This window comes from Exiguobacterium sp. FD-YE-25-4 (assembly GCF_057004685.1).
Window position 1 is genome coordinate 2,056,551 of the sequence record NZ_CM168041.1, and the last position, 22,408, is coordinate 2,078,958.

The 22,408-nt window shown below is 49.3% G+C and carries 19 protein-coding genes and 1 other RNA gene; 1 reads left to right on the forward strand and 19 read right to left on the reverse strand.

The genetic code is table 11. From position 1 onward, the window contains the following. Positions 1 to 107: 107 nt before the first annotated feature. Positions 108 to 1,520: an NAD-dependent epimerase/dehydratase family protein gene (locus tag AC13H5_RS10590; RefSeq protein ID WP_483545699.1), complete on the reverse strand. Its 1,413-nt coding sequence runs from the start codon at positions 1,518 to 1,520 to the stop codon at positions 108 to 110. 139 nt (positions 1,521 to 1,659) lie between these two features. On the opposite strand from AC13H5_RS10590, the gene AC13H5_RS10595 reads away from it, so the two are divergent. Further along, positions 1,660 to 1,851, forward strand: a complete 192-nt coding sequence (locus tag AC13H5_RS10595) for a hypothetical protein (protein ID WP_483545700.1) — start codon at positions 1,660 to 1,662, stop codon at positions 1,849 to 1,851. Between the two features lie 151 nt (positions 1,852 to 2,002). Here the strand turns inward: AC13H5_RS10595 and AC13H5_RS10600 are convergent, their stop codons facing one another. The 18 genes from AC13H5_RS10600 to AC13H5_RS10685 all read right to left on the reverse strand — a co-directional run bounded on the left by AC13H5_RS10600 (position 2,003) and on the right by AC13H5_RS10685 (position 22,407). Next, positions 2,003 to 4,831 carry a TrlF family AAA-like ATPase gene (locus AC13H5_RS10600; RefSeq protein WP_483545701.1) on the reverse strand — a complete coding sequence of 943 codons (2,829 nt, stop codon included), beginning with the start codon at positions 4,829 to 4,831 and terminating at the stop codon, positions 2,003 to 2,005. Between the two features lie 565 nt (positions 4,832 to 5,396). After that, positions 5,397 to 5,552, reverse strand: a complete 156-nt coding sequence (locus AC13H5_RS10605; RefSeq protein WP_021065460.1) for a hypothetical protein — start codon at positions 5,550 to 5,552, stop codon at positions 5,397 to 5,399. Positions 5,553 to 5,679: 127 nt separating this feature from the next. Then, positions 5,680 to 6,035: a transfer-messenger RNA gene (gene ssrA, locus AC13H5_RS10610) on the reverse strand. A gap of 49 nt (positions 6,036 to 6,084) precedes the next feature. Further along, complete coding sequence (gene smpB, locus AC13H5_RS10615; protein ID WP_029595066.1) at positions 6,085 to 6,555, reverse strand: SsrA-binding protein SmpB; 471 nt, start codon at positions 6,553 to 6,555, stop codon at positions 6,085 to 6,087. 49 nt (positions 6,556 to 6,604) lie between these two features. Further along, on the reverse strand, positions 6,605 to 9,007 hold the full coding sequence (rnr, locus tag AC13H5_RS10620; RefSeq protein WP_483545702.1) for a ribonuclease R: 2,403 nt from the start codon (positions 9,005 to 9,007) through the stop codon (positions 6,605 to 6,607). Between the two features lie 16 nt (positions 9,008 to 9,023). Then, positions 9,024 to 9,764 (reverse strand): alpha/beta hydrolase, encoded by a 741-nt coding sequence (locus tag AC13H5_RS10625; protein WP_214707285.1) that lies wholly within the window; start codon positions 9,762 to 9,764, stop codon positions 9,024 to 9,026. A gap of 102 nt (positions 9,765 to 9,866) precedes the next feature. Next, positions 9,867 to 10,091 carry a preprotein translocase subunit SecG gene (secG, locus tag AC13H5_RS10630; protein WP_012726902.1) on the reverse strand — a complete coding sequence of 75 codons (225 nt, stop codon included), beginning with the start codon at positions 10,089 to 10,091 and terminating at the stop codon, positions 9,867 to 9,869. Between the two features lie 73 nt (positions 10,092 to 10,164). Continuing rightward, entirely contained in the window at positions 10,165 to 11,052 is an 888-nt protein-coding gene (locus AC13H5_RS10635) for a YitT family protein (RefSeq protein ID WP_052090147.1), read from the reverse strand. Positions 11,053 to 11,106: 54 nt separating this feature from the next. Beyond that, positions 11,107 to 12,447, reverse strand: coding sequence for a glycosyltransferase (locus AC13H5_RS10640; RefSeq protein ID WP_233004463.1), 1,341 nt, complete (start codon positions 12,445 to 12,447; stop codon positions 11,107 to 11,109). Next, complete coding sequence (locus AC13H5_RS10645) at positions 12,444 to 13,652, reverse strand: glycosyltransferase family 4 protein (protein WP_483546557.1); 1,209 nt, start codon at positions 13,650 to 13,652, stop codon at positions 12,444 to 12,446. The genes AC13H5_RS10640 and AC13H5_RS10645 overlap by 4 nt, the downstream gene beginning before the upstream one ends. 21 nt (positions 13,653 to 13,673) lie before the next feature. Beyond that, entirely contained in the window at positions 13,674 to 14,555 is an 882-nt protein-coding gene (gene galU, locus AC13H5_RS10650) for a UTP--glucose-1-phosphate uridylyltransferase GalU (RefSeq protein ID WP_214823202.1), read from the reverse strand. Positions 14,556 to 15,021: 466 nt separating this feature from the next. Then, on the reverse strand, positions 15,022 to 16,314 hold the full coding sequence (gene eno / locus AC13H5_RS10655) for a phosphopyruvate hydratase (RefSeq protein ID WP_021065450.1): 1,293 nt from the start codon (positions 16,312 to 16,314) through the stop codon (positions 15,022 to 15,024). A gap of 37 nt (positions 16,315 to 16,351) precedes the next feature. Next, positions 16,352 to 17,890, reverse strand: a complete 1,539-nt coding sequence (gene gpmI, locus AC13H5_RS10660; RefSeq protein WP_483545703.1) for a 2,3-bisphosphoglycerate-independent phosphoglycerate mutase — start codon at positions 17,888 to 17,890, stop codon at positions 16,352 to 16,354. Continuing rightward, positions 17,891 to 18,643, reverse strand: a complete 753-nt coding sequence (gene tpiA, locus AC13H5_RS10665) for a triose-phosphate isomerase (RefSeq protein WP_483545704.1) — start codon at positions 18,641 to 18,643, stop codon at positions 17,891 to 17,893. It lies immediately after the preceding gene. Between the two features lie 18 nt (positions 18,644 to 18,661). Continuing rightward, the gene (locus AC13H5_RS10670; protein ID WP_131437839.1) at positions 18,662 to 19,846 is read right to left on the reverse strand and encodes a phosphoglycerate kinase; all 1,185 of its coding nucleotides are present in this window, start codon (positions 19,844 to 19,846) and stop codon (positions 18,662 to 18,664) included. A gap of 98 nt (positions 19,847 to 19,944) precedes the next feature. Further along, positions 19,945 to 20,952, reverse strand: a complete 1,008-nt coding sequence (gene gap, locus AC13H5_RS10675) for a type I glyceraldehyde-3-phosphate dehydrogenase (RefSeq protein WP_034778529.1) — start codon at positions 20,950 to 20,952, stop codon at positions 19,945 to 19,947. Between the two features lie 59 nt (positions 20,953 to 21,011). Continuing rightward, positions 21,012 to 22,037, reverse strand: coding sequence for a sugar-binding transcriptional regulator (locus tag AC13H5_RS10680; protein ID WP_034780023.1), 1,026 nt, complete (start codon positions 22,035 to 22,037; stop codon positions 21,012 to 21,014). A 112-nt stretch (positions 22,038 to 22,149) separates the two neighbouring features. Next, positions 22,150 to 22,407 carry a glutaredoxin family protein gene (locus AC13H5_RS10685; RefSeq protein WP_034778531.1) on the reverse strand — a complete coding sequence of 86 codons (258 nt, stop codon included), beginning with the start codon at positions 22,405 to 22,407 and terminating at the stop codon, positions 22,150 to 22,152. Position 22,408 lies beyond the last annotated feature (1 nt).

Below are 22,408 nucleotides of genomic sequence, written 5' to 3' on the forward strand. Positions count from 1 at the left end.
TCGAAAACGAGTTCAGTGTACGCCTGTCCCTGCCCTTTGTAAACGACTCCGGCAAAACGTTAACATAATCGACAAAACAAAGACGCATCGCGATGGATGCGTCTTCGTTAGTTCGCTGGTGCCTCAACGACTTGGTCGCCCTCGTCCGCATCTTCCCCGAGCAGACGGACGTGACGGCCGAACAGCCACATGACGACGAGGTGGGCTTTCGCCTGCGTCTTCGTATAGAACCACCACGGCAGCGCCGGCACGAACTCATGGATGGCGACGAGCCCTTCTTCCGACTCCGGGAGCCGTCTGAACTCGAGCCGGCCGGTCTTGTCATCCTCACTCAACTTCGCGAACAAGCCGCCGTCGATTGAATAGGACGCCATGTCGTCCGTCGCCTCGTCCTCGAGCGACAGGTGGAGCGCGACGAGTGATGGACGAAGCAACGAAATCTCCCAGTCATCGTCTTCTTTTGTCGTCTGGATGAGCGGATACGCGAGCCGGCCGAGCCACTCAAAATACGTGTCGGCCATCCAAAGCGCCGACTTGTTCTCAGGCAGGCCGAACCGTTGAATCGAGCGGACAGTATACTGTTGCGGCGCTTTTTTCTTCTTGCCGCCACCTGACTTCTGTTTCTCTTCTTCCTCGAGCGCGTGCTCGACCGCTTCCTTGAACGGGATCTCACCTTGCTTGACGCCGGTCGTGTCTTTCGCGACCATGGCGTGGCCCATGCTCTCGACGAGCGGATAGACGGTATCTTTCGGCTCACCCGTCACGGCCATGACCCACAATCGGGACAGTTTGATCGTCGGGAACGGGAAGTCGATCATGACGCGACGTTTACCCATGACGTCAGCCGTATCTTCAATCATCTTCCGATACGTCATCACTTCCGGACCCCCGATATCGATATGATGGTCGTACAGCGCCTCGGCGCCGACGACGGAGATGAGGGCCTGGACGGCTTCACGCAAATCGATTGGATGCGTCTCCGTCTTCGTCCAGTTCGGGAGAATCATGACCGGCAACCGTTTGACGAGTTTCGCGAGAATCGGGAACGACGAGCCTTCTGGACCGATGATGAGCCCGGCCCGAATCGTCGTCACCGGCACCCCTTGTCCACCAAGAATCCGTTCGACCTCGAGCCGGCTCTTCAAGTGACGTGACAACGTCTTCGACTCTTTCGGAATGATCCCGCTCAAGTAGACGATTTGTTCGATGTCGTTCGCTTTTGTCGCCCGGGCGAAGTTATCGGCGATGAGCGCGTCCATGTCTTCGAACGTTGCCTGCGTCAGCCCGCCGTCCGGAATCATCGAGTGGACGAGGAACATGGCGTAGTCCGCCCCCTCGCACGCCTCACGCGTCTGTTCATACGAGAACAAATCGCACGACCGCCACGTGATGTGGTCCTCGTCTTCCTTGTTTTTCGTCGAGCGGGACAAGGCGATGATGTCATATTCTTCTTTTAAATGGTCCATCACGTTCGAGCCGATATAGCCGCTCGCCCCCGCGATGACGATGGTTTTCCGCATAGTGGTCACTCTCCCCTTTGTTTACACATAGAGGTACTGTACCCGTCTTGGGCTGAGATTAAATCAGTCCCGCGCCCTACAGTATGTATTGGAAAATTTATGTAAACTAGATTCAACTACAGGCGGAGGAGGAATGGCTATGGGGTTTTGGTATTTCTTGATGCTATTGATTGGTGGAGGGCTCGTGATTCGCGGTCTATTCAAAAAGAACACGAGCGGACTCATGCGGTTCGGCACTCTCGTCATCGGAGGGTTGTTGATTGCACTCGGCTTGTTCATGTTCCAAGACGGCAGTGATGCGATTGTGGCGGATTTATTGAATTTATGGTGAGTTGAAAAGGAGTCGAACGCATCGGTTCGACTCCTTTTCAACTTATAGACATAACCTCATATTTATCTAAACAAATAATGTGAATTCAAAGAATTAAATGTAGCAATGAAAATCATTAGCTTCATTTTTGCAACGTTTATTAATAAAATTATTAAACTGTTGTAAGATATTTAGATTCTCTCAAACTAAAGGCGGGGCGGGTTCCCTCAAGAATTTCTACTAATTTAGCATTAATAAACGTATTTTCTATACTACCTGAAGAATACCTAATTTCTTTAAGCGTTTTATTCATATTCGCAACTATTATTTGTTCTGCATCACATGCTATCGCGATATTGGGGTTGTGTGTAACTATAATAACTTGTCTATTTTGTTTTGCCTTTAATATGCAAGGCACTAATTTACTATACACAGATTGATTATCCAAATTATCTTCAGGTTGATCAATAATAATAGGAGCATTATCTTTACTCAATGCTAAATAAAATGTTAAAAGCACTAACCCACGTTCACCAGGTGACAATTCAGTTAAATTATTATTTTCATAAGTCAATTGAAAATCTATATTAAGATACTCCATATCTAATATATTTTTATAAAATCCCTTTTTATCATTGACAATTTTTTCCAACTTATCAAAATCTTCTTCAATTCCACAATTCACAATTTTAGATATTGAATTATACACACTTTCAAAATCGTCCCATTGAGTTTGTTCTATCATTCTTAATAGAGAATTTTCAGATTCCATCACACCTTGGAATAGACTTTGAGGTCTTTTGTTAATATGTTGAAGAGAATTTACTAACATTTTTGAATCTGGGATAAAATTTGTTTTAAATTTAATATCGTTTTTAATTTCCCCTAATAGAGTTGTCAATTTCTCATCAATTGGATTGTAGATGTTATTGTACATTAAAGAGATTTCTTCTTTTTTTATAAAAATTGCTTTTAGTATTTCTTTTCTACTTTGAATTAAACTTTCATAATCAAAATCTAATTCATTATCTAAATAATTCTTCTCAATTTTTAAGTACTCCAAAGAATTAATTACTTCAGGTTTTCCTACAATATTCTCTAAAACAGAATTCCAATTATTCATTTGATCTAAGTATTCTTGATATGCTTTATTTTTTAAGGAAGTTTTCCCCGTTAAAGCCGCAATATTACTGTTAGTATTATTAATTTCAATTTGGAAATTTTCTATATGAGACGATATTTCATTTATCTCATCGACAATATTAGTTATTAACTCTAAGTAGAATTCTGCAGGAATACTATATTTAATCAATGCCGCCTCGTCTTTTACATTCAGAGTCTCAATTACTTCTTGATTTATTTGATGAATATCTTTTGCAATTTTATATATTTTACTTTGCGTATTTAATACGTTCTGATGATAAACGGACTTGTCATTTAGCTGTTGCTTATAATTAGCAATTGAATTATTTAATTCTGTCAATTTGTTTCTTAATGCTTCTATCTCTTGATCATAAATTAAACTTTCTTCATCTGTTGGTTTTTGAATTTCTATAGGCTTTAATTTGATTTGCCTATCATAATCTGAAATCTTTTGAGATAACTTTTCTATAACTTCTTGTTTATAACTATTTGTTTTTTTCATCTCAAGATTTATAATTTTTAAATTTAAATCATTCAAATCGGAAATGAGTTTTTCTATTTCTAGTTGTATAGGCTTTGTTTTTTTCGACATAAATTCATCAAATGATTGTGAACCTAATCTTTCCTCAGTTGGGATATAAGAAAAAATAACTTTATTAATTTCACTTTGAAAAAATTTATTTTCTAAATCACTACAAGTTTTTTCGATATATGTTTGAGGCAAATATTGGGCATTTGACAAATGACCACTGAACTCATAATCATTTAGCAGTAATGATTCTACACCATCTTCTTTTCCATCTAACCATTCTATTGTAGCTTTAAAATTTTTACCATATTGGTGTGGAGATTTGTTGAACCTGTCCTTAGTTAAAAAAGATAGACTCTCAGATTGTACAGAATTAGTAAGCATCCCCATCACATCCGTCATAGCGCTTTTGCCGCTCCCTTTGTTACCAATAACAGCCACTAGAGATGGGTTAAGGGTTATCTTTTGGTTGAACCAATTTGGAACATCGCTTGTTTCATCTTTTTTATTAATTTCAATAGAACTAATAATTACTTTGGGATTGTTTTCTAATGATATCAATTTTGGTGGTTTATTTCCTACGAAAATGCGTTCTTCAGGGTGTAATAGCGCTTGTCTTAATCCATTAAAATTTGGATCTGCCTTAATCCAAAGATAAGATGACAATTCGTAGTTTTCATAATTATGATTATCTGAACTAATAATAACAGGAAAGGTTTTAAGAAATTTTTCTTCTAAATGTTTAATTACAGTTGTTTTGTACTTCTTATAACTATTCTCATTATTTACTTCAAAAACATCTATGATTGAGGCATATTCTTCTTTAATACCTCTATAAAATGCCTCGTTATCCATTGTCTTATCAATTCCGCTGGCTTTATTACCAGCATGAACCGTAATAATACCCTTATTATTTCCAACAAATTCTTTGATAGTATCAATACCCCAATATATTGTTTCATTATTATCTTTATTGTGCGCTTTTTTTAGAAAATCGTACTCAAAAACACCACATAATTCATCGATATTTATATCCTCTGGAAAAATTCCAATTATATGAACATTGTTTGCTCCTTGGTTCGTTCTGAGTTCAACACCCGGGAAAAGTGTTATTCCATGAGGTCTACATAAACTTTGTAGTTTTTTAATACGTTCTTTATCTATCGTAAAATGATCTGTTACTGCAACCACTGCAAACTCTAATTCAACCCATTTCCGAACTAATTGTTCATCTGAATACTCATCTTCTTTAATCTCATAATCGTAAGAAGATTTAGTGTGTATATGTAAATCCCATTTTCTCCAATATGAACCATTCTCATAATTCATAAAATCACCTCATTATAAAATTAATATCGATTTACTATACAAAAAAGGTATTAAAAATCCAAAAAGTTTTTAGCGTTTACATTTTAGTAAAATATAAACAAAATCTATTGTCTATATAATCTCAAAAGGATGGAAAATATTCAATAAGTAAAAATAATATATAAAAATAAAAAATAAAGTTTTATTTTTATGTAAATTCATTAATATATAAAAAGTCTGAATTTGAAAATACTAAAAACTTTCTTTGTGAGCTTAAGATTTAAGTTCGGAAAACCAAAATAGTAGAGACCAATTTTGATATTTAACCTTTTGGAGCAAACGCTATTAGAATACAATCTGATAAGGTACATTTTTAGAGGCATTCTAAAATTCATTAGTATTGACGATTGTGTTTAAATTTTAATTCAAAGTTTTTTCTTCTATCCGAATAAATAAACTTACTTTAAAAATAAAAATATACTTAAAAAAACCCAAACGATGCATTTTTGGATGCCTATCATTTGAGTTTTCAGGAGATAATAACATTTTATTTTTTTATCTTAATTAAACTCAGCTAAATCCTTGATTATTCCCCAGCTTGTTTCTTCTCATTTTTCTTCTGCAAATATGCTTCTCGAATCTGATTGATCTTGTCTTTTTTATTCGACACAGCTGGTTTTTTGCCGTCTTGATACTTGGCGGCAGCCACTTTACTTTTCGTATCTAATTGATATTTCCCCATTCGGTTCACCTGCTTTCATTTCATTGTGATTGAGTTGCACCATAAACATCAAAAGACCTTCTAATCTCAATGAAATTAGAAGGTCTTCATTAAAAATCATTGATTGCAGTCATGGCAAACTGCTTAAAAATGGAGACGGCGGGAGTCGAACCCGCGTCCGAAGGCATCGTAACGCATGCTTCTACGTGTGTAGTTTATCTATTGAATCTCAATGTGACACTGCCGATAAACAGGCGTTGTCGCATCCAGTCTGATTCATCTCTTCTTCGCGCCCTCAGACGGCGAGGTTGAAGCGTAGCTTGCTTAGTTTGAGACCCTGATAATCATCCACACAAGCGATGGATGTCAGGATCCGCAGGGCACTTAGGCTGCTGCGAGTTGTGTGTTAGTTTTGCCAGTTATAGGCGTTTGCGTTTTAACGAGGCCGACCCCTCGACACGCCACATACGACCGACCTACCCCCGTCGAATCCATAACGTCCCCGAGGTGGTAATTGGTACTACAACAACTATACCACAATCAGGTCTCGCTGTCAGTATTTTTGCCGGTCCCGGAGTGCCCGGTCGACGTCACGCTTCGCGTCTTTCTTCTTCAAGTCGTCGCGCTTGTCATACTTCTTCTTCCCGCGCCCGATGCCGAGGAGACATTTGGCGAAGCCGTTCTTGAGATACACTTTGAGCGGGATGATCGTATACCCGTCACGCCCTTGCGCGCCGATGAGCTGATTGATTTGCTTCTTATGCAACAATAGCTTTCGGACACGAAGCGGCTCATGGTTAAACCGGTTCCCTTGCTCGAACGGGCTGATATGACAGTTATGAAGCGTCGCCTCGCCACCGTCAAAGCGGACATAGGCGTCGGCGATGTTGATCTTCGACTGGCGCACCGATTTAATCTCGGTCCCCGTCAACACCATGCCGGCTTCAATCGTATCTTCGATCGCATAATCGAAGGACGCTTTTCGGTTTTGCGCGAGCGCGTTCGAATCTTTCTTCTTGGCCATAGACATTCAGTCCTTTACTTCAATATGGAGGAGGGGTCGCCCCCTCCCGTCAGCGACGCTTCTTCGCTCCGCGTTTGGCGTCGCCTGTTCGTTTTTGACCGTCTTTCTTTTTCAAGTCGAGTGCCGAACGTCCTTGCGACGTCTTCGGCTTCTCGCCTGGTTTGGACGGTTTGCCGGCTTGACCCGGTTTCCCTGGTTTACCCGGCTTGCCGCGCTTCGGACGTTTGTCGTCACGGCCGCGGCCTTTTTTGTCGTCCTTCTTCGGACGGCCTTCCGTCGCTTTGATTGTCGTCGGTTGGCGACGGCGCGACTGTTCCCGTTTCGGCATGCCGACGACGGTAAAGTCAATCGTGCGCTCGTCCAAGTTGACGGCGTCGACCTTGACGCGCACCGCGTCACCGATGCGGAACTGACGTTTCGTCCGCTCGCCGAGCAACATGAGCTGCGACTCGTCGAAGTGGTAGTAGTCATCCATCGACTGGAGACGAACGAGTCCTTCGATCGTGTTCGGAAGCTCGATGAACATCCCGAAGTTCGTGACACCGCTGACGACGCCGTCGAACTCTTCACCGAGACGTGATTCCATGTACTCGGCTTTCTTCAAGGCTTGCGTCTCACGTTCGGCATCAACCGAACGACGCTCGCGTTTCGACGCCTGTTCGGCGATCGAACCGAGACGGTCCTCGTACTTGGCAATCGTCTTCTCTGACACGTCGCCGTTGAAAGCATACGTGCGCATGAGACGGTGGACGATCAAGTCCGGATAGCGGCGGATTGGTGACGTGAAGTGCGTATAGAAGTCGGTCGCGAGGCCAAAGTGACCGAGCGAGACATCGTCGTACTTCGCCTGTTGCATCGAACGAAGCATGATCGTGCTGATGACCGGCTCTTCCGGTTCACCCGAGATCGCCTTCAAAATCTTCTGAAGCGTCTTCGGTTCGACCTTCTGGCCTTTGAACCGCTCGATATGCACGCCGAAGTTCGCGACGAAGTCGAAGAAGAAATCGAGTTTATCCGATTTCGGGTTATCGTGCACACGATAGATGAACGGCACGTCCATCTTGTGGAAGTGTTCGGCGACCGTCTCGTTGGCCGCGAGCATGAACTCCTCGATCAACTTCTCGGCGACCGAGCGCGGACGCAAGACGATATCGGCCGGTTTGCCTTCCTCGTCGACGACGACTTTCGCCTCGGCAAAATCGAAGTTGATGGCACCGCGCGAGTTACGGCGCTTGCGCAGCACTTCCGCGAGCTCGGCCATCAGGTCGAACAACGGGATATACGGCTCGTAGCGTTCGAGCGTCGCTTCGTCGTCACGTTCGATGATCTCACGGACGTTCGTATACGTCATCCGCTCCGTCGTCTTGATGACACTCGGGAACAGCTCATGGCTGACGACCTTCCCGTTTTGCGGGGAGATCTCCATGACGCAGCTGAGCGTCAATCGGTTGACGTGCGGGTTGAGCGAACAGATCCCGTTCGAGAGACGGTGCGGCAACATCGGGATGACGCGGTCGACGAGATACACACTCGTCCCCCGTTCGAACGCCTCGACGTCGAGCGGTGACCCTTCCGTCACGTAGTGTGACACGTCGGCGATATGGACGCCGAGCTCATAGTTGCCGTTGTCGAGTTTCTTGACGTGGACGGCATCGTCCAAGTCTTTCGCGTCTTCGCCGTCAATCGTGAAGATCGTCTCGTTACGAAGGTCGACGCGGCCCATGAAGTCTTTCTCGTCGGCCTCGTCCGGCACGGCGTTCGCCTGGTCGATGACATCTTCCGGGAATTCCGTCGGGATGCCGTGCTTATAGACGATCGACAAGATGTCGACGCCTGGGTCGTTCTTGTGTCCGATGATGCGGACGACGTCACACGCTCCGGCGAAACGTCCGTCCGGATATTTCGTGATGCGGACGACGACTTTATGGCCATCGACGGCACCGAGCGATTTGTCCGGGTTGACGACCGGCCAGAAGTTGATGCGCTTGTCATCCGGCTCGATGAAGGCGAACTGGTCGAGGCGTCCGCTCGGGAGCGTATACGTCCCGACGAACTCCGACAAGCCACGCTTCAATACTTTGAGGAGCACGCCCTCGGTCTTGCCGCGGTTGTCCTCGCGTTTTTTGACGAGGATCGTGTCGCCGTGGTAGACGTCTTTTAATTGGTCGGGCGGAAGGAACACGTCCTCCGTCTCGCCTTCGACCGATAAAAAGCCGAAGCCGCGTTGGTGAATCGAGATGATTCCCGCTGCTTGGCCGAGCACGGCGAGCGTCCCGTAACGGTTCGTCCGTGTACGGCCGATTAAGCCCTCTTCTTCGAGGGTGTTCAAGGTGCGGATGAGCTCTTTAAAGGCATCCGTCGACTCGAGCGCGAGACGCTCGGTCAATTGGTCCACCGTCAGTGCTTTGTCACTGGCTTGGATGATTTCTAGTAGTTGGTCACGTAAATTCAACGTGACACCTCCTTTTTCAAACTGACCAGTCTAACGTTTCGAGAAAATCGAGCACGTCCTGGTGCAGTTTCTCTTTTTCTTTATCGAGTGTGATCACGTGTCCCGACTCCTCATACATGAGCAGTTCTTTTTGGAACGCGTTGATTGCCTCGTAAATTTCGTGTGCAGATTCAGGATCGACCATTTGATCTTTCGCCCCTTGGACGACGAGCGCCGGGACGAAAATATCTTCGAGTTTTGTCGTCGTGTCACGGACGAAGGCACGGAGGTCTTTGAGCGTCGGCATCGGTTTGAAGTCCGCCATCTCCTGTTCGATCTGTTCAGGTGATTTGTCTTCTCGAGATTTATATTCTCGAGCGTAGGCTTTGACTCCTTTGTATAACCGATCTTCGGCATCGATTCCGGTCGGGGCGCACATTGGGATGACGCCTTTGACGTTTTCCTCCGAAGCAAGGCGAAGCGACATGACGCCGCCGAGCGAGAGGCCACAGACGGCAATCTCCTCATAACCTTTCTCTTTCAACGACTGGTAGGCGTTCAAAACGTCTTCCCACCAGTCCGCCGGTCCGTACTGAAGCAATTCTTCCGGCGGGACGGCATGGCCCCGGTACTGGGGACCCATACACGTATAGCCTTCTTTTTGCAGGAAACGACCGAGCATGCGGACATCCGCGCTCGATCCGGTAAAGCCATGTAACATCAACACGGCACGTGGTCCGCCTTCAAAGAAGAACGGTTTCGGTGCTGTAATCTTCATTGCTAACGTCATCTCCTCATACAATCCATTATTCCCAAAAAATAATTGAAAAAAACAAAAGCCGACCGCCTCACGTAAAAATCGAGAACGATCAGCCTTTCATCATAATGATGCGACTAGTAATCCTAAAATGAAAAACAATGTGCCTAGTACAGCTGCAGTTCGGTTCAAAACAGCGTCGAAGCCGCGCGCTTTCTGGCGGCCGAACAACTGCTCCGCGCCACCTGCAATCGCCCCAAGACCTTGCGACCGACCTGACATGAGCAGTACGACGACAATCAATAAAACAGCCACGACGAGCAGGCTGATTGTAGCGATCGTTTGCATAGTAGTCAGTTCCTCCTTCTTTTTACACGCTTCTTATTATATAGAAGTTGGCGTCAAAACGCCAGCGTTCAAATTATCGGGATGGGTAGCTGAACCCTTCCCCGATAACCTCTTTCACTTGGTGGATGACGACGAAGGCACGCGGGTCGGTCACTTCGACGATTCGCTTGAGCGGACCGATTTGACGCTTGTCGACGATCATATACAACATGTTTTTGTCCTGCTTCGTGTAGTAGCCGTGGCCATGGATAATCGTTGCCGAGCGGCCGAGCGTCTCCGTCAACACGACGGCAAGTTCTTCTTGCTTGTCGCTGATGATCGTGACGGCCTTGCGGATGTTGAGCCCTTCGGCGACGAGGTCGATGACCCACGAGCCGATGATGATGGCGATTAGCGTATAGAGCACGACTTGTTCCCCGAGGATGAAGCCCGACGCCCCGACGACGATCGCATCGATGATGAACATCGACACGGCGACGCTCATGTGCAAGTACCGCTCCATGAGGCGGGCGATGATGACCCCGCCCCCGGTCGTCCCACCGACGCGGAGCACCATGCCGATGCCGACCCCGATCATGATCCCGGCGTAGACGGCCGCGAGCAGTTTGTCCTCGGCCGGGCTGCCCCAACTATGGGTCAAGCTGAGGAAGAACGATGTCGCGATGACGGCGACGACCGAATAGACCATCGTCCGGCGGTCGAGCAGCTTATAGCCGACGATGAACAACAGACCGTTCCCGATGATCGACGTGACACCGAGGTCCCAGCCGAACAAGTAGTACAGGATGATCGTGACCCCGAGCAGGCCGCCTTCCGAGAAGTCGTTCGGGACGGTGAAGTAGTTGACCCCGAACGAGAGAATGAATGAGCCGGCGATGATCCAGGCGATATCCTTCAAGGAGATCGATTGGAGCTTCTTCCAGACTTGTTGACGCAGTAGATGTTGTTGCTGACGTTTCATCAATTTTCCCCCTTCCATAAAAAAAGACCGCGGCACAAAGCCACAGTCTTCGTCTTACTGTTGAGCTGGCTTTGGCGCACCGTCTTTCATAATCGGCAACTTGCGGTCCACGACGTTCGTGTAGACGTTCAAGAGTGCCTCTTTTTCCAAATCCCAGTTATATTGCTCACGCGCCGTCTTCGTATTCTCTTTGACACGGGCGTAGAGTGCTTGATCGTCGAGCAGGCGGTTGACGCCTTCGGCGATCGATTGTGGGTCGTGCGAGTCGACGACGACACCGACGTCGTTCCCGGCGACGACACGTTCGATTTCCGGGAAGTCACATGAGACGACCGGTACTTCGGCCATCAAATATTCGAACAGCTTGTTCGATGACGCCGAGTAGTGGTTGAAGCAGACGTTGTTCAACACTTGGAAACCGAGATATGCGTTCATCGTATAGTACGGTAACGCCTCGACCGGTACTTTGTCAATCATCTTGACGCGGTCGCTGACGCCTTCGTCCTCGATCATCCGTTTGATGACCGGCTTGAGTTTTCCGTCCCCGATCATGACGAGCGTGCCTTCTTTGAAGTCCTTGACGGCGAGGATGAGCTGCTCGAGTCCGCGGCCGGCTTGAATGCCGCCTTGGTACAAGAGGATCTTCTCATCTTTCGGCAAGTCGAGGAGCGCATGCAAGTCTTTGCGGAGCGAGAAGTCGAGCGGACGATAGAACGGATAGTTGTGGAGCACGTACGGATAGAAGCCGTAGAGCTCTTCGTTGTGCGCCGCGCGCGTGTGGTTCTCGACCATCATCGAGTCGACGTACGGCAAGAGCCAGCCTTCAAGGTTACTTTGGATATAGCCGTAACCGGTCCGGTCCGTCTGGACTTCATGTGAGTCGTAGACGATTTTGCCTTTGTTGACGATTTTCCCGGCGATGAGCGCCTGCGGGAGCGTGTTCAAGTCGTTGGCGTGATAGAAATCGTACGACTTCTTCGTCGAAGTGAACACCATCTCAAGCATCGCGCTCGCATTGACGATGTTTTTACGCACCGGCGGGAATAAAATCGCACCCGCTGCCGCACCGAGTCCGAGCATCGTCAATGGGGCGAGGATAAACAATCCCGCGCCGACGAGTCCAGCCCCGAGCTGGCGTGTCTTCTTCTCAGACACCCATGTCCGAATCGATTTGAGCGCCTTCATCCCGTTGGCGAGAATCGACGGCTGACGTTTGACGCGAATGACGCGGAACCCTTCCGGACGCATCTCTTCTTTCGGGAGCGACGGATTTTTCGGGTCTTGGAGCGCGATCAAATCGACTTCATAGCCCGCTTCGGCGAGCGCCGAGCATTCGCGCAAGACGCGCGCATCATTCGTAAAATGGTTCCATACAAACATACATACTGACTTCATCGTGTTTCCTCCATCGTTACTTTTTCGATCACGTCTTCGAGGACGTGTATATTGTTTTCCCAGCACAGGTTCTCTTTCACATAACGGATCCCGTTCACGCCATATTTCTCACGTAACTCGGGACGTTCGAGCAATTTACGGAGCATGTGTTCGATTTCATTGATGTCACGCTTCCGTGACACGTAACCGACCTCGGCCGCTTCGATGACATTCGCCGCATGGCCTGACACCGCCGCGACGATTGGTTTACCGACCGCCATGTAGTCGATCAGCTTGCCCGGGATGACCGTATCGAACACTTCTTGCTCGATCAGGCTGACGAACGCGACGTCCGCGTTCTTGATGGCTTGGAACGCCTCCGTCCGTGGCATCGCCTCGAGGAAGAGGAAGTTCTTGAAACCACGGGCCTTGATCGTCTCTTTCAACTCGTTTTTCCGGTACCCATAACCGATCAATTTGAAATGGACGCGCGGCTCGTCACGGAACCGCTCCGCAAGTTCAAGCAAGAGCGACACGTCTTGGGCGAGGCCCATGTTCCCGGCGTACAGAATCTCCATCCGGTCGTCCTCGGGGACGGTCCGCTCGAGGTTGCGCTCGCTCTGGCGAATCGAGTTCGGCATGTAATGAATCATCTCGTTGTCGACACCACGTTGGCGCAGATAGCTGCGGAACCCTTCCGAGTTGATGATGATTTCATCGGCCGATTTGTAGAGCCGCTTCTCGAACCAGAACGCCGGGGCGAGCATCCAGTCGTGTTTGAACACGCCGACGCCTTTCACCGACTCCGGCCAAAGGTCACGCACGTCCAAGATGAACGGGACGCCGTACTTGCGTTTCGCATACACGCCGACGAACGCCATAAAAAAAGACGGGGTCGTCGCAAAGACGACATCCGGTTTCGAGTCGAGCTTTTGGACGGCGGCGACGCCTTTGATCATCTGTTCCAAAAACAAAGCGAGCCGGCTCACCATGTTCGACGTATGTTTGCGCTTCTTCGTGATGAGCCGCTTGATGAACGGCTGGTTGTTGAGCGCCTTGTCGTTCCAGAAGCGATTGTCTTTATACAAGTTGAAGTTCGGATACGATGGGGCGGCCGTGATGACCTCCACTTCGTATCCGCGTTCCTTCATGAGATGCGTGATATTTTGCATCCGGTTGCCGGCACTGCCGATCTCCGGATAATAGTTTTGACAGACCATTAACATTGTTTTCAAAAATAACACACCTTACTGTTGTTCGAGTTCGTCCACGAAGCGCTTCAAGAGCGTGTGGACGTTTGCTTTTAAATCTGGGTCGCAGAGCGCGTGGGCGATCGTCGCTTCGATGAAGCCGATCGGTTCCCCGACGTCATAGCGACGCCCGTCAAATTCATAGGCGAAGACGGTCTCCACCTCGTTCAAGCGGGCGATGGCGTCCGTCAATTGGATCTCGCCTCCTGTCCCGACTTCTTGCGCCGACAACGCCTCGAAGACGTCCGGTGTCAAAATGTAACGGCCGAGGATGGCGAGGTTCGATGGGGCTTCACCGACGGCCGGTTTCTCAACGAACGTCCGGACCGGGATGAGCTTTCCTTCGACGGCAAGCGGGTCAATTATACCATATCGATTCGTCATTTCATACGGGACGCGTTGCACCCCGATGATCGAGCGCTCATACTGCTCGTACTGGTCGATCAATTGCTTCGTCGCCGGCACGTCCGCCTCGATGATATCGTCCCCGAGCAGGACGGCGAACGGTTCGTCGCCGATGAACTTCCGGGCACACCAAATCGCGTGGCCGAGCCCTTTTGGTTCCTGTTGCCGTATGTAATGGATGTTGGCGAGGTTCGACGAGTGGCGCACCGACTCGAGGAGCTCGGTCTTGCCTTTTGACTCGAGGTTCTGTTCGAGCTCGATAGCCCGGTCGAAATGGTCCTCGATGGCGCGCTTGTTCTTCCCGGTCACGATAATGATGTCCTCGATGCCGGAAGCGACGGCTTCTTCCACGATGAATTGGATCGTCGGTTTGTTGACGATCGGGAGCATCTCTTTTGGCATCGCCTTCGTCGCCGGCAAGAAGCGGGTACCGAGCCCGGCGGCCGGGATGATGGCTTTCCGTACGCGTGTCATGGACGTCTCTCCTTTTTTATACTGTATCTGATGATTATACCCAATTTCCCATCGTTCACGCACACAAAAAAACGGCCGTGACGCACGTCACGACCATTTCCGGTCGTCCATATACTTGTACAGGAACCAACCGCCGACACCGAGCACAATGAGAAGAAGGAGAAAACCGCTGATCATCATGACGAACGCCTCCTTTTACCTACACTCTTCTATTCCCGGAAACGGACCAGAATATACTATCCGTCCTGGCGGCACCAATGCTTTCTGCAGGCAATCCACGGAGCCGCTTGGACTGAATCAGACGGTGGGCGACTCCTTGGGGAGAGTGATGCAAGGATGACCCCGTAAAGCGCGCATGCGCTGCGGAGGCATCCGCATCACCCCAGGAAAGCGGCCCGCCGTCTGATGAAGATAATCAAAACCACAAAAAAACAGGCCCGCCATGAGGCGAGCCTGAAAACATCAATTATTTTTTGAGGTTGTAGAACGACTTGATACCGTCGTATTTCGCTACATCGCCGAGCATGTCTTCGATGCGGAGAAGTTGGTTGTACTTCGCGATACGGTCTGTACGCGAGAGCGAACCAGTTTTGATTTGACCAGCGTTTGTCGCAACAGCGATGTCCGCGATTGTCGCATCTTCTGTTTCACCAGAACGGTGTGAGATAACAGCTGTGTAGCCAGCTTTTTTAGCCATTTCGATCGCGTCGAATGTTTCTGTGAGCGTACCGATTTGGTTAACTTTGATGAGGATCGAGTTCGAGATTCCTTTTTCGATACCTTCAGCCAATTTCTCAGTGTTCGTTACGAAGAGGTCATCCCCAACGAGCTGAACTTTGTCACCGATTTTGTCAGTGAGCAATTTGAAGCCGTCCCAGTCGTTTTCGTCGCAACCGTCTTCGATTGAGATGATTGGGTATTTGCTTACGAGCTCAGCGTAGAAGTCTACGAGCTCAGCAGTTGTCATTGACTTGCCTTCGCCAGCGAGTTCGTACTTGCCAGTCGACTTGTCGTAGAACTCAGAAGACGCAACGTCCATTGCGAGGTAGATGTCTTCGCCAGCTTTGTAACCAGCTTTTTCGATTGCTTCAAGGATAACTGTGATCGCTTCTTCGTTAGACTTAAGGTTTGGTGCGAAACCACCTTCGTCACCGACAGCTGTGTTAAGACCCATACCAGAAAGTACTGATTTGAGGGCGTGGAATACTTCTGCACCCATGCGGAGCGCTTCACGGAACGTTGGCGCGCCAACAGGCATGATCATGAACTCTTGGAAGTCAACATTGTTGTCAGCGTGCGAACCACCGTTGATGATGTTCATCATTGGAGTTGGAAGCGTCTTCGCGTTGAATCCACCGAGGTACGTGTAAAGTGGAAGGCCGAGCTCGTCTGCTGCTGCGTGTGCTGCTGCCATAGAGACACCAAGGATCGCGTTTGCGCCGAGTTTACCTTTGTTTTTCGTACCGTCGAGCTCGATCATTTTCTTGTCGAGTGCGTTTTGGTCGAATACATCGTAACCGATGAGTTCTGGTGCGATTGTGTCGTTTACGTTAGCAACGGCTTTGAGTACGCCTTTACCAAGGTAACGTGACTTGTCGCCATCGCGGAGTTCGACTGCTTCGTGCTCACCAGTTGATGCGCCTGATGGGACGAGGGCACGGCCGAAACCGCCGTCTTCTGTGAAGACTTCTACTTCGATTGTTGGGTTACCGCGTGAATCCAAAATTTCGCGTGCGTAAATTTCTGTAATCATTGACATGAAAATTCGCTCCTTTTTGTTTGGAAAGTTTTTTGAGTTACTTCGTGACGATTGATGTGCCGGTCATTTCTGCCGGTTGCTCTCCACCGAGAAGGTGAAGGAGCGTCGGAGCGAGGTCGCATAACGCGCCTTGGAGAACTGGTTTCAGTTCCACCCCTTCTTTCGTGACGATACATGGTACAGGTTCCGTCGTGTGGGCCGTCATCGGTGAGCCGTCCGGGTTCGTGACGAGGTCAGCGTTCCCGTGGTCCGCCGTGATGATCGCCGCGCCGCCTTTGGCAATGAGTGCGTCCACTACTTTACCGAGGCATTCGTCGACGACTTCGACAGCTTTCTTCGTCGGTTCGAGCATACCGGAATGGCCGACCATGTCCGGGTTCGCGTAGTTGATGATATACGCGTCATATTCGTCAGATTCGATTCGCTCCAAGAGTCCTTCTGTGAGCTCATACGCGCTCATTTCAGGCTGCAAGTCGTACGTCGCCACTTTCGGTGACGGCACGAGGAAACGATCTTCACCTTCGAATGGTGTTTCTTGTTGTCCGTTCAAGAAGAACGTGACGTGCGGGTATTTCTCAGTTTCCGCGGCGCGGAGCTGTTTGTACCCTTGCGCGGCGAGAGTCTCACCGAGCGTGTTTTTCAAATCTTCCGGTGGGAAGACGATGTCCGTGTCGATTTCATCCGAGAACTTCGTCATCGAGACGAGCAAGATGTTCTCTGGATGTGTGTTCGAAAGTTCGAAGCCTTTGAAGCCGGTCTTCTCTTTGAACACTTTCGCGAGCTCGATGGCCCGGTCCGGACGGAAGTTGAAGAACATGATCGCGTCGTTATCTTTGATCGTCGCAATCGGTTGTCCGTCTTTCTCGATGACCGTCGGAAGAACGAATTCATCCGTCAAGCCGTCTGCGTACGACTGTTTAAGCACGTCGACCGCATTCGTACCGACTTCGCCTTTCGCGTTGACGAGCACGTCGTATACTTTCTCGACGCGTTCCCAACGGTTATCGCGGTCCATGGCATAGTAGCGTCCAGACACGCTAGCGACTTGACCGAGTCCGAGTTCAGCGAGCTTCGCTTCCGTCTGTTCGAGGAAGCCAGCGCCTGATTTCGGATCACAGTCACGGCCGTCCGTGAAAGCGTGAATGTATACTTTTTCGATGCCATGAAGTTTTGCGAATTCGACGATGGCGTACATGTGGTTGATGTGAGAGTGAATCCCACCGTCTGAGACGAGGCCCATGATGTGGAGGCTCGAATCATACTTTTTCACATGTCCGGCCAAGTGATTCATCGCTTGGCGATCAAAGAGTGAACGGTCTTTGATGGCGTTGTTGACGCGTGAAAGTGACTGATAGACGACCCGGCCGGCACCGATGTTCAAGTGACCGACTTCCGAGTTCCCCATCTGACCTTCCGGAAGGCCGACGTACTCGCCTTTCGCGTTGAGGAGCGTATGTGGATACTGCTCCCAGTAGCGGTCGAAGTTCGGTTTGTTCGCCGCAGCGACCGCATTACCGAACGTTTCGTTCCGCATTCCAAAACCATCCAAGATGATGAGGGCGACTGGTCTTGCCATTTAAATCGCCTCCAACAACTTGAGGAACGAAGCAGCTTCAAGTGAAGCACCGCCGACGAGTGCGCCGTCGATGTCTTCTTGCGCCATATACTCCTTGATGTTCTCAGGTTTTACAGAACCGCCGTATTGGATGCGAACCGCAGCCGCCACGTCTTCACCGTAAAGACCTTTTACCACGTCACGAACATATTTGCATGAGCTTTGCGCATCTGCTTCGTCCGCTGATTTACCAGTGCCGATTGCCCAAACTGGCTCGTACGCGATGACGAGTTGTTTGACTTGGTCAGCTGAGAGGTCCGCGAGGCCACCTTCGACTTGCGTCTTGATGACTTCTTCGAACTTGTCGCCTTCGCGCTCTTCTAATGTCTCACCGACACAAACGATTGGCGTAAGACCGTGTTCGAACGCTTTTTTCGTTTTGCTGTTGATGAACTCATCAGATTCGCCGAAGTATTCGCGACGCTCTGAGTGTCCAAGGATGACGTATGTCACGCCGAGGTCAGCGACCATGGCCGGGCTGATTTCGCCTGTGTATGCCCCGCTGTCTTTGTCGTACATGTTTTGAGCACCGAGCTTAAGGTTTGACCCCTTCGCTGCTTCTACCATCGGTGCGAGGAAAAGTGCTGGTGCACCAATCGCCGCGTCAACTTTGTCCGTTGACGGGATGTTATTTTTAACTTCCTCTACGAAAGCGACAGCTTCCGAGAGTGTTTTGTTCATTTTCCAGTTACCTGCAATAATCGGTTTACGCATCGATAACCCTCCTCTATTTTACTTGTCGTTCAACGCTTCGACGCCTGGAAGTTTCTTGCCTTCCATGAATTCGAGTGAAGCGCCGCCACCAGTCGAGATGTGGCTCATTTGGTCAGCAAGGCCGAACTTGGCTGCTGCCGCGGCTGAGTCACCACCACCGATGATTGAGTATGCGTCGCTGTCTGCGAGTGCTTGAGCGACACCTTTCGTTCCGTTAGCGTACTTATCGAGTTCGAATACGCCCATCGGTCCGTTCCAAACGACAAGTTTCGATTCGCGAATCGCTTCCGCGTAAATTTCGACTGTCTTCGGTCCGATATCAAGACCCATGTGATCCGCAGGGATCGAGTCGATATCGACTGGTCCGACGTATGTCTCTTCGCCGAATTCTTTCGCAATGACACAGTCGACCGGCATCAAGAACTTCACGCCTTTGTCTTCTGCTTTTTTCATGAACTGACGAGCGAGGTCGAGCTTGTCTTCTTCAAGGAGTGACGTTCCGACTTCGTGCCCGAGTGCTTTCGAGAACGTGTACGAGAGACCGCCACCGATGATGAGTGTGTCAACGATGTCAAGAAGGTGGTCGATGACCCCAATCTTGTCAGCAACTTTCGATCCGCCGATAATCGCCGTGAACGGACGGTCTGGATTCGAGAGTGCCTTCCCGAGGACTTCAAGTTCTTTCTCCATCAAGAGACCAGCCACCGCGTGGTCCACGTTTTGCGCGATACCTTCTGTTGAAGCGTGGGCACGGTGAGCCGCACCGAACGCGTCGTTGACGAAGATATCAGCGAGTGCCGCGAAACCTTTCGCGAGTTCTGGATCGTTTTTCGTTTCACCAGGGTAGAAACGGACGTTCTCGAGAACGACGACGTCACCTTCACCAAGTTTTGAAACGGCTTCTTCTGCGACTGGACCGTACGCCTCTTCAACGAGGGGTACATCTTTGCCGAGAAGTTCAGCGAGACGTTTAGCGACCGGTGCGAGTGAGTACTCGAGGTTCTTCTCGCCTTTTGGACGGCCGAGGTGGCTCGCCAAAATGACTTTCGCGCCGCCGTCGATCAAGTGTTTGATCGTCGGAAGAGCCGCTTGGATCCGCGTTTCATCTTGAATGACGCGATCTTTGAGTGGAACGTTGAAGTCAACGCGGCAAAAGACGCGTTTCCCTTTTACATCGATGTCACGAATAGACTGTTTGTTCATAACCTTCGCCTCCATATGTCGTGCGTGTCAATTTCATAAATAGAGCGGAGAACAATCTCTTGTTTCCGCTCCTATTTGATTCTATTTAGTTCACGAACTTACTTCGCGATTTCAGCGAAGTGCTTGAGTGTGCGAACCAATTGTGCAGTGTAAGACATTTCGTTGTCGTACCAAGAAACTGTCTTAACGAGTTGCTTGTCGCCAACTGTCATTACTTTAGTTTGTGTCGCATCGAAGAGTGAACCGTAAGTGATTCCGACGATGTCAGAAGATACGATTTCGTCTTCAGTGTAACCGAATGACTCGTTCGCTGCTTTTTTCATTGCTGCGTTGATTTCGTCAACAGATACAGTTTTCTCAAGAACTGTTACGAGCTCTGTGAGTGAACCTGTAGCAACTGGTACACGTTGTGCCGCACCGTCAAGTTTACCTTGAAGTTCTGGGATAACGAGGCCGATCGCTTTAGCCGCACCAGTTGTGTTCGGTACGATGTTTGCTGCTGCCGCACGTGCACGACGGAAGTCGCCTTTCGGGTGTGGAGCGTCAAGCGTGTTTTGGTCGCCTGTGTAAGCGTGGATTGTTGTCATGAGACCTTCAACGATTCCGAACTGGTCTTGGAGAACTTTCGCCATTGGCGCCAAGCAGTTTGTCGTACAAGAAGCACCAGAGATTACTGTCTCAGTACCATCAAGGATGTCGTGGTTTGTGTTGTAAACAACAGTCTTCATGTCACCTGTAGCCGGAGCCGAGATCACAACTTTTTTCGCGCCAGCTTTCAAGTGAAGCTCCGCTTTTTCTTTTGCTGTGAAGAAACCAGTACATTCGAGAACGATGTCAACACCGAGCTCGCCCCATGGAAGTTCTTCTGGGTTGCGGTTAGCAAGTGTAACGACTTTCTCGCCGTTTACGAGGAAGTGACCGTCGTGTACTTCTACTTCTCCGTCGAAACGACCTTGTGTCGTGTCATACTTGAGAAGGTGAGCGAGCATCTTCGTGTCAGTCAAGTCGTTGATTGCAACAACTTCGACTCCTTCGTTTTTGATGATCTCGCGGAATGCCAAACGACCAATACGTCCAAATCCGTTAATACCAACTTTTACTGCCATAGTTAATTTCCTCCTTAGGGTAGAAGCTATTTATTGAAGAGCCAACGGGGGTCAACTCTTTAATAACGATTTAATAATTCTGTCGCCGCACCTTCGTCTGTGACGAGGATGATGTTCGGCGTGTGTTTCGCATATGCGGCAATCGCTTGTGCCTTCGATTTCCCTCCGGCGACCGCGATGACGGTGTCCATGTCGTCGAGCTCCTCTAATTGGATCCCGACCGTCTTGACCCGATGAACGATTTCACCTTCGGCGTTGAAGTAATATCCGAACGCCTCGGCGACGGCATCATGCCGTTCGATCATCCGCAAATGCTCTGGTGACGCGTGACGGCGTTTCGCCATCGTTTCCGCCTCACCAATTCCATGTACCACAATTCGCGCCGCTCTAATCATTTCCAGGACATTTTTTATGCTAGGTTCCTCCACCATCCGCTCGAACGTCTCTTGCGAAACCTCGTCCGGAATGTGGAGTAAATGATAGTCGGCATGGGCCCGGTCGGCCATTCGAGAACAGACGGTGTTCGCCTGTAACTCAAGCGTCTCTCCGAGTCCTCCGCGTGCCGGCACGAAATGCATCGGCCGTTCTTTTTTATCGGGCGACATCATGGCCGCAACCGATGCCATCGTCGTCCCGCCTGTGACCGCGATGATATTGTCGTCAGGTGCCAGTCGCGCTTTCAGCTGCGTGACGGCGGCCCGACCGATATCTCGCTGGACCCAGAACGTCTCGTCGGAATCACCCGGTACGATGACGACTTGGCGAACGCCTAGTTTTCGCTCGAGTTCTCGTGCGACTTCCGAGATGCCTAGGATCTCTCCCATGACCTCGTGCAAGTCTCTGAGAACGTTTCGGCCCGATTCCGTAAGGGAAATACCTTGAGTAGCGACCATCAATAGACCTTGGTCTTTCAAAAAGTCGACTTCTCGTCTTAGGATTCGTTCCGTCAGCCCGAGGCTTGTGGCGAGTGTCCGGCGGCCGATTGGCTGCATCAACCGGACATAATGTAAGATGTCGTAACGATGTCGGAGCGTATCGAGCATGTCGGGAACGATTTGCTTCTGAACTTGAATCAGCTGCTGGATCATACTCATTCCCCCTCGACTTAAAGCATGGACAATTTTTGTCCCACTTTTATATTTGCGTCCCACCGCTACGACTTCATCTTATCAATGACCTTTCCGTCTTGCAACCCCTTCAAACGTTTTTTTTCGATGTAAGCGTATACTTAACAAAATCTTCAACTTTACTGTCATCGTATCGCCCTTGACTAATGACGCGCCCCTCGTGTAAGACGACGGGGATCTCGAACAAGTACTTCGCCTCGAGTTCTTCGTTGCCCGTGATGTCGACCTGCTCGAGTTCGAACGGATAGTCTTCCATGAGCCATTCGAGCATGACGAGTGCCTCCTCGCAGAGCGAACAGTTGGCACGCCGGTATAATGTCAGCACCATG

What these genes read in the sequence shown, in the direction of transcription:
- AC13H5_RS10670 (WP_131437839.1), bottom strand. Translation starts at nt 19,846, where the DNA reads ATGAACAAACAGTCTATTCGTGACATCGATGTAAAAGGGAAACGCGTC.
- AC13H5_RS10685 (WP_034778531.1), bottom strand. Translation starts at nt 22,407, where the DNA reads ATGGTGCTGACATTATACCGGCGTGCCAACTGTTCGCTCTGCGAGGAG.
- tpiA (WP_483545704.1), bottom strand. Translation starts at nt 18,643, where the DNA reads ATGCGTAAACCGATTATTGCAGGTAACTGGAAAATGAACAAAACACTC.
- AC13H5_RS10590 (WP_483545699.1), bottom strand. Translation starts at nt 1,520, where the DNA reads ATGCGGAAAACCATCGTCATCGCGGGGGCGAGCGGCTATATCGGCTCG.
- AC13H5_RS10640 (WP_233004463.1), bottom strand. Translation starts at nt 12,447, where the DNA reads ATGAAGTCAGTATGTATGTTTGTATGGAACCATTTTACGAATGATGCG.
- AC13H5_RS10645 (WP_483546557.1), bottom strand. Translation starts at nt 13,652, where the DNA reads ATGTTAATGGTCTGTCAAAACTATTATCCGGAGATCGGCAGTGCCGGC.
- eno (WP_021065450.1), bottom strand. Translation starts at nt 16,314, where the DNA reads ATGTCAATGATTACAGAAATTTACGCACGCGAAATTTTGGATTCACGC.
- gpmI (WP_483545703.1), bottom strand. Translation starts at nt 17,890, where the DNA reads ATGGCAAGACCAGTCGCCCTCATCATCTTGGATGGTTTTGGAATGCGG.
- AC13H5_RS10625 (WP_214707285.1), bottom strand. Translation starts at nt 9,764, where the DNA reads ATGAAGATTACAGCACCGAAACCGTTCTTCTTTGAAGGCGGACCACGT.
- AC13H5_RS10635 (WP_052090147.1), bottom strand. Translation starts at nt 11,052, where the DNA reads ATGAAACGTCAGCAACAACATCTACTGCGTCAACAAGTCTGGAAGAAG.
- gap (WP_034778529.1), bottom strand. Translation starts at nt 20,952, where the DNA reads ATGGCAGTAAAAGTTGGTATTAACGGATTTGGACGTATTGGTCGTTTG.
- smpB (WP_029595066.1), bottom strand. Translation starts at nt 6,555, where the DNA reads ATGGCCAAGAAGAAAGATTCGAACGCGCTCGCGCAAAACCGAAAAGCG.
- AC13H5_RS10595 (WP_483545700.1), top strand. Translation starts at nt 1,660, where the DNA reads ATGGGGTTTTGGTATTTCTTGATGCTATTGATTGGTGGAGGGCTCGTG.
- AC13H5_RS10605 (WP_021065460.1), bottom strand. Translation starts at nt 5,552, where the DNA reads ATGGGGAAATATCAATTAGATACGAAAAGTAAAGTGGCTGCCGCCAAG.
- secG (WP_012726902.1), bottom strand. Translation starts at nt 10,091, where the DNA reads ATGCAAACGATCGCTACAATCAGCCTGCTCGTCGTGGCTGTTTTATTG.
- AC13H5_RS10600 (WP_483545701.1), bottom strand. Translation starts at nt 4,831, where the DNA reads ATGAATTATGAGAATGGTTCATATTGGAGAAAATGGGATTTACATATA.
- galU (WP_214823202.1), bottom strand. Translation starts at nt 14,555, where the DNA reads ATGACACGCGTACGGAAAGCCATCATCCCGGCCGCCGGGCTCGGTACC.